General features: G+C 63.9%; 9 protein-coding genes. 1 reads left to right on the top strand and 8 read right to left on the bottom strand.

Going from position 1 to position 15731, the window contains the following annotated elements:
* The 5 genes from ACIPO9_RS16775 to mnmC form a co-directional block, all read right to left on the bottom strand.
* Nucleotides 1-1773 carry an N-acetylglutaminylglutamine amidotransferase gene (locus tag ACIPO9_RS16775; RefSeq protein ID WP_400782189.1) on the bottom strand — a complete coding sequence of 591 codons (1773 nt, stop codon included), beginning with the start codon at nucleotides 1771-1773 and terminating at the stop codon, nucleotides 1-3.
* Between the two features lie 231 nt (nucleotides 1774-2004).
* On the bottom strand, nucleotides 2005-3093 hold the full coding sequence (locus tag ACIPO9_RS16780) for a lipocalin-like domain-containing protein (RefSeq protein ID WP_400782190.1): 1089 nt from the start codon (nucleotides 3091-3093) through the stop codon (nucleotides 2005-2007).
* Nucleotides 3083-5563 (bottom strand): FtsX-like permease family protein, encoded by a 2481-nt coding sequence (locus ACIPO9_RS16785; RefSeq protein WP_400782193.1) that lies wholly within the window; start codon nucleotides 5561-5563, stop codon nucleotides 3083-3085. The genes ACIPO9_RS16780 and ACIPO9_RS16785 overlap by 11 nt, the downstream gene beginning before the upstream one ends.
* Entirely contained in the window at nucleotides 5563-6231 is a 669-nt protein-coding gene (locus tag ACIPO9_RS16790; RefSeq protein WP_400782196.1) for an ABC transporter ATP-binding protein, read from the bottom strand. The genes ACIPO9_RS16785 and ACIPO9_RS16790 overlap by 1 nt, the downstream gene beginning before the upstream one ends.
* A 315-nt stretch (nucleotides 6232-6546) precedes the next feature.
* Nucleotides 6547-8520: a bifunctional tRNA (5-methylaminomethyl-2-thiouridine)(34)-methyltransferase MnmD/FAD-dependent 5-carboxymethylaminomethyl-2-thiouridine(34) oxidoreductase MnmC gene (gene mnmC / locus ACIPO9_RS16795; protein WP_400782199.1), complete on the bottom strand. Its 1974-nt coding sequence runs from the start codon at nucleotides 8518-8520 to the stop codon at nucleotides 6547-6549.
* A 155-nt stretch (nucleotides 8521-8675) separates the two neighbouring features.
* Between mnmC and pap the strand changes: the two genes are divergently transcribed.
* Nucleotides 8676-10172 carry a polyphosphate:AMP phosphotransferase gene (gene pap / locus ACIPO9_RS16800; protein WP_400610054.1) on the top strand — a complete coding sequence of 499 codons (1497 nt, stop codon included), beginning with the start codon at nucleotides 8676-8678 and terminating at the stop codon, nucleotides 10170-10172.
* A gap of 488 nt (nucleotides 10173-10660) precedes the next feature.
* On the opposite strand, the gene ACIPO9_RS16805 is transcribed toward pap, so the two are convergent.
* The 3 genes from ACIPO9_RS16805 to ACIPO9_RS16815 all read right to left on the bottom strand — a co-directional run bounded on the left by ACIPO9_RS16805 (nucleotide 10661) and on the right by ACIPO9_RS16815 (nucleotide 15622).
* Nucleotides 10661-12004, bottom strand: a complete 1344-nt coding sequence (locus ACIPO9_RS16805; RefSeq protein WP_274136766.1) for an HlyD family type I secretion periplasmic adaptor subunit — start codon at nucleotides 12002-12004, stop codon at nucleotides 10661-10663.
* A gap of 12 nt (nucleotides 12005-12016) precedes the next feature.
* Nucleotides 12017-14191, bottom strand: coding sequence for a type I secretion system permease/ATPase (locus tag ACIPO9_RS16810; protein WP_400782201.1), 2175 nt, complete (start codon nucleotides 14189-14191; stop codon nucleotides 12017-12019).
* Between the two features lie 75 nt (nucleotides 14192-14266).
* Nucleotides 14267-15622, bottom strand: coding sequence for a TolC family outer membrane protein (locus tag ACIPO9_RS16815; protein WP_274136767.1), 1356 nt, complete (start codon nucleotides 15620-15622; stop codon nucleotides 14267-14269).
* Between the last annotated feature and the right edge of the window lie 109 nt (nucleotides 15623-15731).

Genomic DNA, 15731 nt, shown 5'->3' on the forward strand with positions numbered 1-15731 from the left:
TCACAGTCCTTGTTCACTGAGCCACAGGTTCAGGGCCGCGAGTTGCCACAGCTTGGAGCCGCGCAATGGGGTCAATTGACCGTCGGGGTTGGTCAGCAGGGTGTCGAGCATGGTCGGGTTGAACAGGCCGCGATCCTGGCTGGGGTCCAGCAGCAGGTCACGCACCCAGTTCAGCGTGTCGCCCTCAAGGTGCTTGAGGCCCGGCACCGGGAAATAGCCTTTCTTGCGGTCGATGACCTCGGACGGGATCACCAGGCGCGCCGCTTCCTTGAGCACCTGCTTGCCGCCGTCAGGCAGCTTGAAGCGCGCCGGAACACGGGCCGACAGTTCGACCAGGCGATAGTCCAGAAACGGCGTGCGCGCTTCCAGGCCCCAGGCCATGGTCATGTTGTCGACGCGCTTGACCGGGTCGTCCACCAGCATCACCGTGCTGTCCAGGCGCAGCGCCTTGTCCACTCCAGCGTCCGCACCCGGCATGGCGAAGTGTTCGCGGACAAAATCACCGGCCGCATCATTGGCGGTCAGCCATTGCGGCGCGACGGTCTTCGCGTATTCGTCGTAGCTGCGGTCGAAGAAGGCGTCGCGATAGGCCGCGTACGGGTCGCTCGCGCCGTCCACCTGCGGGTACCAGTGGTAACCGGCGAACAGTTCGTCCGCACCCTGGCCGCTCTGCACCACCTTGCAGTGCTTGGCGACTTCGCGGGACAGCAGATAGAAGGCGATGCAGTCGTGGCTGACCATCGGCTCGCTCATGGCGCGGAACGCCGCAGGCAACTGCTCGATGATCTCGCTTTCCTTGATGCGCAACTGATGGTGATGGGTGCCGTAATGTTTGGCGATCAGGTCCGAATACTGGAACTCGTCGCCGCGCTCGCCGCCTGCATCCTGAAAGCCGATGGAGAAGGTCGACAGGTCTTTCACGCCGACTTCACGCAGGAGGCCGACGAGCATGCTCGAATCGACGCCGCCGGACAGCAGCACGCCCACATCCACCGCCGCCCGTTGGCGAATCGCCACCGCTTCACGGGTGCTGTCGAGCACACGGTCGCGCCAGTCTTCCAGGGTCAGGTTGGCTTCATCGGTGTGAGGGCCGTAGGGCAGGGTCCACCAGGTTTTCTGCTCGACCTTGCCCCCGGCACTCACACGCATCCAGGTGGCGGGCGGAATTTTTTCGACGCCGGCCAGCAAGGTGCGCGGGGCAGGGACCACGGCATGGAAGTTCAGGTAGTGGTTCAACGCCACCGGATCGAGCATCGGACTGATGTCGCCGCCTTTGAGCAAGGCAGGCAGGGCCGAAGCGAAACGCAGGCGCTTGTCGGTGAGCGACAGGTACAGAGGTTTGACGCCCAGGCGGTCGCGGGCGATGAACAGGCTATTGTTGTCGCGCTCCCAGATGGCGAAGGCAAACATGCCGTTGAGCTTGGGCAGCATGTCGGCGCCCCAGGCGTGATAACCCTTGAGCAGCACTTCGGTGTCGCCACCGGAATGGAATTGATAGCCCATGTTTTCCAGTTCGGCACGCAGTTCGGGAAAGTTGTAGATCGCGCCGTTGAAGGCCAGGGAAAGGCCCAGATGGCTGTCGATCATCGGCTGCGCCGAGCCGTCGGACAGGTCCATGATTTTCAGGCGGCGATGGCCCAGGGCAATCGGCCCCTGGCTATGAAACCCCCACGCATCCGGCCCGCGAGGCGCCAGGTGATGGGTGATGCGTTCTACTGCGGCGAGGTCCGCAGGTTGGTTGTCGAAACGTAACTCTCCAGCTAATCCGCACATAAGTCCTTACCGGTTTTCCGTTGGGGAACGTGGCCGGGGAAGTCCGGCTACCCTAAGACTGACCGGTGAGGATTGTGAGAGTTTTAGAACGATCGGTTATAAGCGGGTGCGCACATCTGATCTCTGCAGGAGCGCGCTTGCCCGCGACATCGGTATGTCTGCGATGCAAATGTCGGCTGATCCGACGCTGTCGCGGGCAAGCGCGCTCCTACAAAACCAAGGGCGCGAGGTTCAATACCCCGTCATTTCCAGATACCCCACGCCTTTCTGGCTGCCGCTGACGGTCACCGGGCCTTCCCAGTAGGGAATCTGCAAATCCATCCACGCCTGTGTGTTGAGCGCTTCGACCGAGATATCCAGACCTTTGGCCGGGATCTTCACCGACCATTGTGTGGGCATGTCGCGGCCATCGACGTCGGTGGTGTCCTGGGGCTCAAGTTCTATGTCGCCCGCCTTGAGCAACTGCGTGCTGCCATCGGCACCGATCCAAGTGCCGGTCAGGTACGGCGCGCCTTCTTTTTGCCGCATGCGGTAGAGCATCAACTCCGAGCCGTCATTGAGGTGCAGGGAGAACCAGTCCCAGCCGGTCTGGTTTTCGGTCAGCGGCTGGCTGCTCCATTCCCGGTCCAGCCATGCCGGGCCTGACACTTGATAAGCCTTGCCGTCGATCTCGATGCTGCCCTCGGCCTGAAAGAATGGCTGGCTGTAGTAATACGACGCCTGGCCCTGCTCGGACTTCTGGCTGAAGCCCTGCTTGCCTTGCAGCACCAGCGGCTTGCTGGCGGTGAGGTGCAGGTTGTAGGCGAACTTCGGATCCTGCGCGGTCAATTGCATGCTCGCCAGTGGATCGTCAGTGGTCGATTGGCTGCTCAGCGTCCAGTTGTCGATCCACGCCGAAAACGGCGCAAAGGTGACGCCCGCCTGGCCAACGCCGCCTCGGGCGTAGCGTTCGGCGGCGTAGTGCTCGTCGCTGGAGGTCACTGCTGCGTGGCCCATCCACAGGTTGCGGTTGCTCCAGCCCTGGTCGCTGCTTTCAACGTTGGCCGAGCGGGGCAAAGCGTTGCGGAACAGCGTCCACTGCACACCGAATGACTCGCCGTCGGCGTTTGTCAGGTTGGCGGTGATGTACCACCACTCGATGCGAAAATCGTTGTGCGGGCCGTGATCCTCCGGGAACGACCAGCGCTTGTCCGGCGTCACCTGCGCGTAGCTGGCGGCATCGTCGGCGAGGCCAGCGAAGCCTTTCTCTTCTTCGGGCTTGTCATCGCAGCCGCCCAACAGCAGTACTGCCATCAGCAGGGCAATCGCCTTAGGTTTCATTGGCGAAGGTCCTCAGCAAATCGGCAGGGCGGGTGCGGTACAGGCGATACAGCGGCCAGGCTGACGCCAGCAGGGTGGCAAGCATCGCCAAGAGCATCAGGCGCAGCAGCTGCATCGGGAAGATCTGCCACGGCAGGCGCCAGCCGAAGGCCTGCACGTTGATCACTGCATCCAGGCACCACGCCAGCAACAGCCCCAGCGGAATCGCCAGCACCAGGGTCAGAACCGCCAGCAGCCAGGTTTGCGCCAGGTTGAGCAGCATCAGTTGCCGGCGCGTCACGCCCAGCGCCCACAGCGGCGCCAGTTGTCCCAGACGGCTCTGGCTCTGGGTCAGCAGGCTGATGAACAGCGCCACACCGGCCACCATCAGCGTCAGGCTGTTGAGGGCGGCAGTGGCGGCGAAGGTGCGTTCGAACACCTGGCGCGACCAGGCCTTGAGCTGGATCTGGTCGACGATGCGGTTGTCGTCGATGGTGAATTTGTTGTGCAGCACCCGCAGCAATTGCGGGATGGCGCGAGGGTCAATGCGCAGGTTGAAGCGATTGGGTGCCAGGTTCGGCCAGTGTTCGAGCAGGTGGTCCGAGTTGACCAGAATGTGGCCCTTGGGGTTGCCGTAGTCGGCATAGATACCGACCACACGCAGCTGCCATCCGCCTTCGGGGGCGGGCAGCGTGACCTCGTCGCCGACGCCGACGTTGAGCCGCCGGGCCAACTGTTCGCTGAGCATCAGGGTGTCGTCCTTGGCCAGTTGCCCCCAGGGATCGTCGCCCGCCGCTTCCAGCAACGGCCAGTGTTGCCGGTAGTGCGGGTTATCGATGATGCCGTACAGCTCGGCAGGCCAGCCGTGCAGTTGCAGCGACACCTGCCAGTTGGGCAACACGGCGGAAGTCAGCGGTTGCTCGCTCAGCCATTTCTGCAAGGGTGCTGCCTGGGCGGCGTTCTGCGGATTGATGTACAGCTCGGCGCTCAGGCGTTGTTCCAGCCAGTGATTGAAGGTCTGGCGAAAACCTGCGGTCATGCTGCCCGCACCGATGTTGGCGGCCATCGCCAGCAGCAGCGCCATCAACGCCAGACTCAGGGCGGGCAGTTGTTGCCGGCAGTCGGCGAGGAACCACTGGCCGAGCACCGAGCGGCTTTTGCCCAGCAAGACGTTGAGCAGGGCATTGAGCAACACCGGCAACCCCAGCGCCGCACTCAGCAACAGGCTGGCCATCAGGACGAAACCTAGCGCCAGGCTGTTGCCGAATACCGCAGCCAGAATGGCGATCAGCGCGGCGATGGCGGCAATCCAGCCCTGGCGCTTGAGCCAGCGGGCGTGGGTGTCCTGCCAGGCCTGGGCGTTGGCCAAGGCCAGCAACGGCAGGCGCGCCGCGCGCAACAGGCTGCTGGCACCGGCGAGAAACGCCCCCAGCAGGCTGACCCCCAGCCCGCTCAGCCACCACCAGATGCTGAGGTTGAGGTGCCCGGCCACTTCGGCGCCATACAGCCCGCGCAGGCTGGCGGCGACGTCCGGCAGCAGCACGCTGGCCAACCAGTAACCGCTGATGACCCCGGCAATGCCGCCGAGCAGGGCCAGCACGCCCAGTTCGATCACCAGGCTGCCGATCAGCCCTCGTGCACTGACCCCGCAAGCCCGCAGATTGCGCAGCAGGCCACGGCGCTGTTCCAGGGCCAGGCCAATTGCCGCATGCACGATGAACAGCCCGACCACGAACGACAAGAAGCCCAGGGCGTCCAGATTCAGGTGGAAGCTTTCGGTGAGGCGACCCAGGTCGTTGTCTTCGCCGCTCTTGCGCATCACCAGTTCGCCTTTGATCCCGTCGGGCAGCTCGGGGCTGCTGTCGGCGAAATCCCTGGGCAGGATCAGCCGGGAAATCTGCCCCGGCTGGTTGAGCAGTTGCTGGGCGAAACCGATGTCCATCATCAACAGCCCCGGCGCCATGTCGGCCTGGGCCCGCAAGGGCGGCAGGATCTGCCCGTTCTCGCTGACAGGGCGCTCGCCTTCGTGCAGCCCCAGCGCCTGCATGGTCTGCGGGGAAATCCAGGTGCTGCCCGGCGGGGTGAAGAAGTCGACGATCTGCTCGGTGTCCAGCGATTGTCCCGCCAGCGCGGTGTTGACGGGCAGCGACACCGGTTCGATGCCCAGCACGGTCAGGCGCTGGTCGGGCAAGTCCTTGAGCGTGACCCGCCCGCGCAGCGCCGGCGATACCGGCCAGCCATCGCGGCGCAGGGTGACGAACAGCTCCTGGGAGAAGTTCGCGCCGTTGGGCGCCACCAGAATCTTTTGTGGCTCGCCGCCAATCAGTTGCGCGGCACGGGAATAGCTTTCCTGGGCCTGACTGTTGAGCGCCTGCACGCCGGTCAGCAGGCTGGTGGCCAGCCACAGCCCGGTCAGCACGCTGAAGAACTGCACCGGATGGCGTCGCCAGTGGCTGAGCAGCGCCTTGAGTGTCCAGAAGAATACCGGCATCAGGCGCCGCCTTCGCCGGCCAGACGGCCGAGATGCAGCACGGTCTGGCGATGCAGGCGCGCTGCGATACGCGGGCTGTGAGTCACCATCAAGAGGCTGGTGGGGGTATCGGCGAGCAGGTCCATCAGCAGTTGCAGGACTTCGTCGCTGGTGTTTTCGTCGAGGTTGCCGGTGGGTTCGTCCGCCAGCAACAGGCCGGGGCGCGACGCGAGGGCGCGGCCAATGGCGACGCGTTGTTGCTGGCCGCCGGAGAGTTGTTCGGGGTAGCGCTTGAGCAGGGCACCCAGGCCCAGACGCTCGGTCAGCTCGGCTTGCCAATGGGGATCGAAACGCCCGGCCAGGCGCGCCTGAAAGGCCAGGTTGTCCTCGACCTTGAGGCTGCCGATCAGGTTGAACTGCTGGAACACCAGGCCGATTTCCGTGCGCCGCCAGTTGGCCAGTTGCGGCTCGTTCATCTGGTCCAGCCTGTGGCCGGCGATGTCGATGCTGCCCTGATCGACTTGGTCCAGGCCGGCCACCAGATGCAACAGGGTGCTCTTGCCGCTGCCGGACTCGCCCATCAGCGCCAGGCTTTCGCCCTGGCCCAATTGCAAATCCACCCCCTGCAATACCGCCAGCGGGCCCTGGGCCGTGGCATAGCTCTTGAACACGCCTTGGACTTGCAGCATCGACATGCACCTGACAGAAGGGTACGAGGAGCATACCGGGCAGGCCTCTGTTCTGCACCTGCCGCGTCCCCCCACCCGTAGCAGCACGGCTTGCCGGCGGGGGCGGCGGTACATCCGACACATCTCCATCGAATGTACCGGCCATTCGCGGGCAAGCGCGCTCCTACGGTTCCAGGGGTGCCGAAAAATCGGGATTCACCGCATGATTGTAGGAGCGCGCTTGCCCGCGACGGCGTCGTGTCAGACACCCCATCCGTCGATGACCCACCGCAATCGCGGGGCAAGCGCGCTCCTACGCCCTTCGGGCTGAATCAATCACTTGCCGCGAATCAGACTGCGCAACACAAACCGGTTCGGGTGACACGCCTCTGCGACGCTGCGGGGCAGGGGCAGGGGTTCGTTGTCGAGCCAGGCAGCAATCAGTTCGCCCGACAGCGGCGCGGTAATCAGCCCACGTGACCCATGTCCGCTGTTCACATACAGCCCGTCAAGCCAGGGGCATGGGGTGTCCGGCACCTGCCGGGCGTCCTTGCGCAACACCGCATAGGCTTCCAGAAAGGCCGCCCGGTCGGCCAGCGGCCCGACGATGGGCAAGTAATCCGGGCTGGTGCAACGAAACGCCGCGCGCCCTTCAAGTTGCTCGGCGGGCAAGGTATCAGCCTGCAGACGCTGGCTCAGGTCTGGCGAGATTTCCCGCAGCAACTCAAGGTTGCCCAGGTGCTCGGCGGTGGTCGGCGTCAGGTCATCGCTCTTGAAATCGAAACTGGCCCCCAGCGTATGCTCACCCAGCCGCCCCGGCGCGACGTAGCCCTCGGCACACACCACCGTGCTCAACGATGTGCTGGCCGGCGTCTGCGCCAGGCACGTGATCTGCCCGCGGATGCGCTTGAGCGGCAAGCCTTCGCTGGCCGGGAAACGCTTGATCTCCGCGGCACCGGCGAGCACCACCACCGGCGCCGAGTCCAGCAGCCGTTCGCCGTCGAATGCCTGCCACAGATCGCCCTCACGGCGCAGCTCGACCACGTCACGGTGGGTCAACAACTGAATGTCTGGATCGCTGGCCTGATGACGGCACAGCGCGGGTGGGTGGACCCAGCCCCCTTGTGGATAAAACAGGCCGCCGCTGTTCAGCGTGATTCCGGCTTTCGTCTCGGCTTCATCCTTGCCCAGCACCTGCAGCAGGTCGCTGGAAAACGCAGCCCCCAGTTGCGCCTGACGCTCGCCTTCCTTGTCGTCGAAGGCCAGTTGCAACACGCCACAGCTATCCCAGTCCACACCGCGTTCAAGGCGTTCGAGCAGGCGCCGGGTGTGGCCGAAACCGCTAAGTATCAGCTGCGAAAGAGCCGTGCCATGGGCCGACAGCTTCAGGTAGAGCACACCTTGAGGATTGCCCGAGGCTTCTTGCGCCAGATCCCCGTGGCGCTCCAGCAGGCTGACCTTCCAGCCCCGCGCTGCCAGGCTCGATGCCGTCGCACAACCGGCAAGCCCGGCGCCGATCACCAGCGCCTTGCGCTCGCCGCTCACAGGTGTGGGGCGAGCGAACCAGGGCTTGGGCGTCGCCAGCGGAACATCCTCGGGCCAGCCGATGAAACTGCCCCTGAGCACTTCCCATTTATGGCCGATCCCCGGCACCCGTTTCATCTTGAAGCCCGCCGCATTCAGCGCGCGCCGCACCCAGCCGGTGCTGGTGAAGGTGCCGATGGTCGAACCCGGCGCAGCCAGGCGTGCCAGTTCTGCGAACAGTTCCGGGGTCCACATTTCCGGATTTTTTGCAGGCGCGAAACCGTCGAGAAACCATGCGTCGATGGGCCCGCCCAGCTGCGGCAACATTTCAAGCGCGTCGCCGATCAACAGCGTCAGCATCACCCGTCCGCCATCGAACACCAGGCGCTGAAAGCCTTCGTGGATCGCCACGTATTGCGCCAGCAGATGATCGGCGAACGTCTTCAGCTCCGGCCACAGCGTCAGTGCGCGTTCCAGGTCGGCCCGGCTGAGGGGGAATTTCTCGACGCTGACGAATTGCAGCCTCGCGCCCGGTGTCGCGCAGGCTTCGAACAATTGCCAGGCGCAGAGGAAATTGAGCCCGGTGCCAAAACCGGTTTCGCCGATCACCAGGCGCCCGTCGGCAGGCAGCGCCGTGAAGCGCTCGTGCAACTGGTTCTGGGTCAGGAACACATGGCGTGTTTCGTCCAGGCCCGACTCGGTGGAAAAGTACACGTCGGCAAAGGCCCGCGAGTGCGGGTTGCCGCGTTCGTCCCAGTCGATCTGGGCGTGCTGGATAGTGGTCATGGTCAGGCTTAGGCGGGAGCAAGGCCGCTATATTAACCCAGCCTTGGGCCAATCTTGCGCAACCCGGATTGACCCCTGACACGGTTTCGCGGTCATAGCCCTCACTGACTCGCTCGATCCGCTAATCTTGAGCGATCCGACCCAGGGAGTTGTACATGTTCGAATCCGCTGAAATCGGCCACACCATCGACGACGACACCTACCACGCCGCAGTGCCCGCCTTGCGCGAGGCCTTGCTTGAGGCGCAATACGAACTGCACGAGCAGGGCAAGCGCCAGATCATCGTGCTGATCAACGGCATCGAGGGCGCGGGCAAGGGCGAAACCGTCAAGCTGCTCAACGACTGGATGGACCCGCGCTTCATCGAAGTGCGCACCTTCGACCAGCAGACCGACGAAGAGCTGGCTCATCCGCCGGCCTGGCGCTACTGGCGCCAGCTGCCGCCCAAGGGGCGAATCGGGATCTTCTTTGGCAACTGGTACAGCCAGATGATTCAGGGGCGCGTGCACAAGCGCTTCAAGGACCCGGTGCTGGATCAGGCGATCAATGGTGCCGAGCGTCTGGAGAAAATGCTGGTCGACGAAGGCGCAGTGATCTTCAAGTTCTGGTTTCACCTGTCCAAGCGGCAGATGCGCAAACGCCTCAAGACCCTCAAGGACGACCCGCTGCACAGTTGGCGCATCAGCCCGCTGGACTGGCAGCAGTCCAAGACCTACGACAAGTTCGTGCGCTTCGGCGAGCGGGTGCTGCGCCGCACCAGCCGCGACTATGCGCCCTGGCATGTGATCGAAGGCGTGGACCCCCATTACCGTAGCCTGACCGTCGGGCGGCTACTGCTGGAAGGTCTGCAGAATGCGCTCAAGACCCCGGAAGGCAACACCAACCTGGTCAACCTCGGGCCGTTGCCCAGCAACACCGACGAGTTGAGCCTGCTGGACAATCTGGACATGACCCTGGCGCTGGAAAAGGACGACTATGAACAGCAGTTGATCGCTGAACAGGCTCGGCTGTCCGGGCTGATGCGTGACAAGCGCATGCGCAGGCATTCGTTGGTCGCGGTGTTCGAAGGTAACGATGCGGCAGGCAAGGGTGGGGCGATCAAGCGGCTGGCCGGAGCGCTCGATCCGCGTCAGTACCACATCGTGCCGATTGCCGCGCCCAGCGAGGATGAGCGGGCGCAGCCTTATCTGTGGCGCTTCTGGCGGCAGATTCCGGCGCGGGGCAAGTTCACGGTGTTTGACCGGTCCTGGTATGGGCGGGTGCTGGTGGAGCGGGTCGAGGGGTTCTGCTCTGAGGCGGACTGGCTGCGGGCCTACAGTGAGATCAACGATTTCGAGGAGCAGCTGACTGACGCCGGGATCGTGGTGGTCAAGTTCTGGCTGGCCATTGATGACAAGACTCAGCTTGAGCGCTTCAAGGCCCGGGAGAAGATCCCCTTCAAGCGTCACAAGATTACTGAGGACGACTGGCGCAACCGCAGCAAGTGGCCGCAGTACCGTGAAGCGGTGGGTGATATGGTGGACCGCACCAGCACCGAAATCGCCCCCTGGACCTTGGTGGAAGCCAATGACAAGCGCTGGGCAAGGGTCAAGGTGCTGCGCACGATCAATGAGGCACTGGAGGCGGCGTTCAAGAAGGCTGACAAGAAATAATGATCCTCCTGACGCTCCGTGTCTTCTTGCGCCTGCTCCCGTAGCAGCACGGCTTGCCGGCGGGAGCGATCTCAAGTCCGCCCCCGCCGGCAAGCCGTGCTGCTACGGGACTGGGTTCGCATCTGTAGGAGCGCGCTTGCTCGCGACGGCGGAGGTGCGTCCGGCACATCTGCATCGGATGTACCGGCCATTCGCGGGCAAGCGCGCTCCTACGGGTTCCGGGGATGCTGAAAAATCGGGACTCACCGCATCATTGTAGGAGCGCGCTTGCCCGCGACGGCGGTGGTGCATCCGGCACATCTGCATCGAATGTACCGGCCATTCGCGGGCAAGCGCGCTCCTACGGGTTCCGGGGATGCCGGAAAATCGGGACTCACCGCATCATTGTCGGAGCGCGCTTGCCCGCGACGGCGGTGGTGCGTCCGGGACATCTCCATCGGATGTACCGGCCATTCGCGGGCAAGCTCACTCCTGCGGGTCCGATGATCCTACCTTTCGCGCAACGCTTCGGTCCGGGCCTTGAGCACGGGTTTGAGCAGGTAATCCATCACGCTTTTTTCGCCGGTGATGATGTCGACGGTGGCGACCATGCCGGGGATGATCAGTAGCGGCTTTTCATCACTGCCCAGATGGTTGCGGTCGGTGCGGACCTGGATCAGGTAGAAGGTGTTGCCCTTGTCGTCGGTGGTGGTGTCGGCGCCGATCAGTTCCAGCTTGGCCGGCAGACCGCCATAGATGGTGTAGTCATAGGCGCTGAACTTGACCATGGCTTTCTGGCCCGGATGCAGGAAGGCCACATCTTGCGGCCGGACCTTGGCTTCGATCAGCAGGTTGTCCTCCAGCGGGACGATTTCCACCATGTCGCTGCCCGGCTGAACCACGCCGCCGATGGTATTGACCTTCAGCGTCTTGACGATCCCCTTGACCGGCGAGGTCACCGTGGTACGCGTCACGCGGTCGTCGATGGCGATGCTGGTGGCGCTGGCTTTTGCCAGGTCTGCACGCTTGTCGTTCAAATCCTTGGTGGCATCGGAGCGGAAGCTGTCCAGGGATTCCTGGATCTTGCTCTTGATCTCGTTGATCGCCGCTTCCGCCCTCGGAATCGCCAATGATGTCGCGTCCATCTGCCCACGCGCCTCGGACGCCTTGCCCTTGAGCCGGATGATTTCCACCGGCGACACCGCACCGCTGTTGACCAGCGGCGCCGACATGCTCAGCTCCTGCTGAATGAAACCCAGCTGGTTGCGGTACTGATCCTGCTTGGAGCGAAACTCGGCGACTTCCTGGGTTTTCTGCCGCAGTTGTTCCTGCAAGGTGCGCTGCTCGCTGGCCAGGCGACGCTGGCGCGAGTCGTACAGCGACTGCTCATCGGCGGCCACCTGCGGCGCCTTGGCCAGCACCTCGGCGGACGGCTTGAACGGTCGGCCTTCGGACTCGGCAGACAGCCTGTCGACCTGGGCCATCAGTGTGTATTTGTCGACCTCGCTCTCGCCCTTGTTCGACAGGAATCGCGTGTCGTCCAGGCGCAGCAGGGTGTCGCCCTTGTTCACGATCTGCCCTTCACGCACGAAGATTTCAGTGACGATGCCGCCTTCCAGGTTCTGGATCACCTGAACCTTGCTCGACGGAATCGCCTTGCCTTCGCCCATGGTGACTTCCTGCAGCACGGCGAATTTGGCCCACACCAGAGCGCTGACGATCAGCGCAGCGGCGATCCACACCGTGATCCGCGAACCCCGTGACGAGTCCTGCGCGGCGACGCCGGCGACTTCCGGCATGAACTCGGTATCGACCTGGCGGCCCGGATGAAAATAGCTTTGAGCGGATGACATGATGAACGCTCCTTAAACCGTGGCCGGGCCGACACGGCCCTTGCGCAGTGCCTCGACGACAAGCTCCTTCGGACCATCGGCGACCACCTTGCCGTTGTCCAGCACCACCAGCCGCTCGACCAGGCTGAGCATCGACATGCGATGGGTGACCAGCAGCAGGGTCTTGCCTTGCATCAGGCCCAGCAGTTTCTGGCGCAGCAGGTCTTCGCTGCTGTTGTCCATGTGGCTGGTGGGTTCGTCCAGCAGCATGATCGGTGGATCGAGCAGCAGCGCCCGGGCCAGCAGCACCGCCTGGCGCTGGCCACCGGAGAGCAGTTGCCCGCGCTCGCCCACCGGCCGGTCGAAGCCCAGCGGGTGATTGCGCGCAAGCTCGGTGACGCCGGTCAACTCGGCCACTTCCAGCATCCTTGCGTCGGTGACGTAGCGTGCGCCCAGGGTCAGGTTGTCGCGCAGACTGCCCGCCAGCAACGGCAGGTCATGGGCGACGTAGCCCACTTGCTGGCGCAGGTCGGCGACATCCACCTGACGCAGGTCCAGGCCGTCGAGCAACAGTTGCCCATCGTCGGGTGTATAGAAGCCCATCATCAAACGCGCCAGTGTGCTTTTGCCCGAGCCGCTGCGACCGATGATGCCGATCCGCTCGCCGGGTTTGACGCTGATACTGACCTCGTTCAGCGCCGCCGCAGTGCCGCTGCCGCCATAGGCGAAGGTGGCCTTGACCACATCGATGGCGCCCTTGAGCTGGGTGTGTTGCAGCGGGTGCTTGCCGGGCTCGCGTTCCTGGGGCAGGGCCATGAGCGCGTCGGTGCTTTTCATGGTGACCTGCGCCTGCTGATAGCGCGTGATCAGCCCGGCGATCTGCCCGAGCGGGGCGAGCACGCGGCTGCCAAGCATGTAGCTGGCCACCAGTGCGCCGACGCTCAGGTTGCCGGCGATGATGATGTAGACCCCGGCCACGATGGTCGCCATGCCCGAAAACTGCTGGATGAACAGCGTGCCGTTGCTGGCCAGGGCTGAGAGATCGCGGGCATGGCTGTCCAGGCGGGTCAGGGCGCCGTGGGTCGATTCCCATTTGTGCTGGCGCTCGCTTTCGGCGCCGCAGGCCTTGAGGGTTTCCAGCCCGCCCAGTGTTTCCACCAGCAACGCCTGGCGTTCGGCGCCCAGCGCCAGGCTGCGCTCGACGGTGTCGCGCAGGCGCATCTGGATGATCCAGGCGAAGAGGATGGTCACCGGGAAGGCCACCAGAGGAATCACCACCAGCCAGCCACCGAGCAGGCCGATCACCGCCAGCATCAACACGGCGAAGGGCAGGTCGATGATGCTGGTCAGGGTCACGGCGGTGAGAAACTCCCGCAGCCCCTGGAAGTCATGAATACTCTGGGCGAAGCCGCCGATGGAGGCCGGGCGGGCTTTCATCGACATACCGGTGATGCGTTCGAACAGGGTCGCGGAGAGGATCACGTCGGTCTTCTTCCCGGCCTGATCCAGCAGGTGCGCGCGCACCAGGCGCAGTGTCAGCTCGAAACCGGTGCCGATCAGCAGCCCGATGGCCAGTACCCACAGCGTCGAGGTGGCCTGGTTGGGCACCACGCGGTCGTAGGTCTGCATCACGAACAGCGGCACCATCAGCCCCAGCAGGTTGATCATCAGGCTTGCCAGGATCGCGTCGCTGTACAGCCAGCGCGACAGCTTGAGGGTGTCGCGAAACCACGCGTTTACCCGCGGCACCAGCGGCGTGCGCAGGTTTTCCAGTTCGTGGCGGGGGCGGGCGAACAGCGCCTGACCGGTGTAGAGCGCGTCCAGTTCTTCTCGGGTGACGCGCTGTTCGCCGCCGTCGGCTTCGCTTGGGAGGATCAGCGCGCGGCCGTCTTCTTCCCAGCGCAGCAACACCGCGCAACGGTTGCCCTTGAGCAACAGCAGGACGGGCAGGTTGAGGCGGTCGATGGCGTCGAGCTTGCGGCGCAGGACGCGGCCCTGGAGCCCTGCGCGGGCAGCGGCGCGGGGCAGAAGATCGACGGTCAGTGCCTGCTGTGCCAGCGGCAGGCCAGCGCTGAGGCTGGTGCGGCTGGCGTTGCAGTCGTGAAGCCGGCACAGGATGAGCAGGCCATCGAGCAGCGGGTCGTCGAAATTCGAACGTGGGTCGAACGGTTGCGATGGTTCTATGTGGGGCAGTTCCATGCTGGTCACAGACTTCTCCCGCGCTCACGCGCTACTACGTTACTTCAAGTCGGGCGGCTTCAAGTCGGTCTACTTCAGGTTGATCTATTTCAGGTCCGGCAGCCGCGCATCGCTCTTGACCTCGGTCAGGGCGACTGCGGCAGTCGGCAAGACGACACGCGCCTTGTTCAGCAGCTCGCCCTCGGTGGCCAGCACGCGGTACATCGAATATTCCTCGGTGTAGCGCAGCTCGGTGTAGCGGCGGGCGGCGTTGTAGAGCTCGTTTTCGCTGTCCAGCAGGTCGAGCAGGGTGCGCTGGCCCAGGCCGAACTGGTCCTGATACGCGGCGCGAACCTTGGTCGTGGTTTCGGCGTATTCCCGGGCGATCGGGGTCTGGGTGCGGGCGTTGTTCATGGCATTCCAGGCCAGCGACAGGTTCTCGTTGAGCATGCGCAGCGCGTTGTTGCGGATGTCCATGGCCTGGCCGGTCTTGTAGGCGTTGGAGTTCAGGCGCGCCTTGTCACGATTGCCGTTGAACAGGTTGTAGTTCATCACCACTGCCGCTCGCCATTCGTTGTCGTGGCCTTCTTCGCCGGCGATGTTGTTGTTCGCGCCAACGGCCAGCTCACCGTCGAAGCGCGGATAGAACGGCGACTTGGCGATCTCGTACTGCTTCTCGGCGGCATTGATGTCGGCCTGGGCCGACTTCAGGAAGGAGTTGTTCACCAGCATGCTCTGCTTGGCGTCGTTGAGGCTGGTGGGTACTTCGCCCTTGATCGAGGGCGGCGCTTCCAGTTCGTCGGGCATCCTGCCCACGGCGCTGAAGAAGTTGGCCTCGGCGTCTGCCAGATCGACCTGGGCGGTGTAGAAGTTGTTCTCGGCCAGGGCGCGACGGGCCTTGGACTGATCGCTGTCGGCGTTGCTGCCGATGCCGCGGTTGGTGCGCAGGCCGATCTGGTCGTTGATGCGCAGGTGCGCCTGCAGGTTGTTCTTGGCCAGGTCCAGCAGCTCGCGGCGCTTGAGCACTTCCAGGTACACCTCGATGGCGCGCAGCGCGAGGTCTTCCGATGTGCCGCGCAGGTAGTACGCGCGGGAGTTGACCACCGCCTGGGTGCGGCCGACTTCGTTCTTGGTGTTGAAACCGTCGAACAGCATCTGGCGCAGGCGAAGTTCGGACTGGGTGTAGTTCAGGGTTTCTTCGTTGTGATTGCCGAACGCCCGGGTGGTGGGGCTGTCGGTGTGCTCACGGCCATAGGCGGCCACCAGGTCAACGCTGGGCAGGTAACCGCCCTTGGCGATCTTGACGTCCTCATCGGCAGACAATCGGTTGTTCACGTTCGAGTGAATTTCCGGGTGATTGTCGATGGTGGTCTGAATCGCCTGATTCAGTGACATGCCGTGCGCCTGGGCGCAGGCGACCGCCAACACAACTGCACTGTAAAGCGGGGTCAAGTCGCGCATGAGCTTCTCCGTGATTTTGTTGTCGTGCCGAGTTCGCCAAAAAACCGACGATTCCTTCGGCTAAGACCGTATCAGGTTTGTAACATCAGAGCTAAACACAAGTTTGCAA

This window comes from Pseudomonas sp. NPDC090203, from assembly GCF_044746765.1.
GTDB classification, from domain to species: Bacteria; Pseudomonadota; Gammaproteobacteria; order Pseudomonadales; family Pseudomonadaceae; genus Aquipseudomonas; species Aquipseudomonas putida_AD.

Coding starts and splice junctions, on each gene's coding strand:
- ACIPO9_RS16775 (WP_400782189.1), bottom strand. CDS start 1,773: ATGTGCGGATTAGCTGGAGAGTTACGTTTCGACAACCAACCTGCGGAC.
- ACIPO9_RS16780 (WP_400782190.1), bottom strand. CDS start 3,093: ATGAAACCTAAGGCGATTGCCCTGCTGATGGCAGTACTGCTGTTGGGC.
- ACIPO9_RS16785 (WP_400782193.1), bottom strand. CDS start 5,563: ATGCCGGTATTCTTCTGGACACTCAAGGCGCTGCTCAGCCACTGGCGA.
- ACIPO9_RS16790 (WP_400782196.1), bottom strand. CDS start 6,231: ATGCTGCAAGTCCAAGGCGTGTTCAAGAGCTATGCCACGGCCCAGGGC.
- mnmC (WP_400782199.1), bottom strand. CDS start 8,520: ATGACCACTATCCAGCACGCCCAGATCGACTGGGACGAACGCGGCAAC.
- pap (WP_400610054.1), top strand. CDS start 8,676: ATGTTCGAATCCGCTGAAATCGGCCACACCATCGACGACGACACCTAC.
- ACIPO9_RS16805 (WP_274136766.1), bottom strand. CDS start 12,004: ATGTCATCCGCTCAAAGCTATTTTCATCCGGGCCGCCAGGTCGATACC.
- ACIPO9_RS16815 (WP_274136767.1), bottom strand. CDS start 15,622: ATGCGCGACTTGACCCCGCTTTACAGTGCAGTTGTGTTGGCGGTCGCC.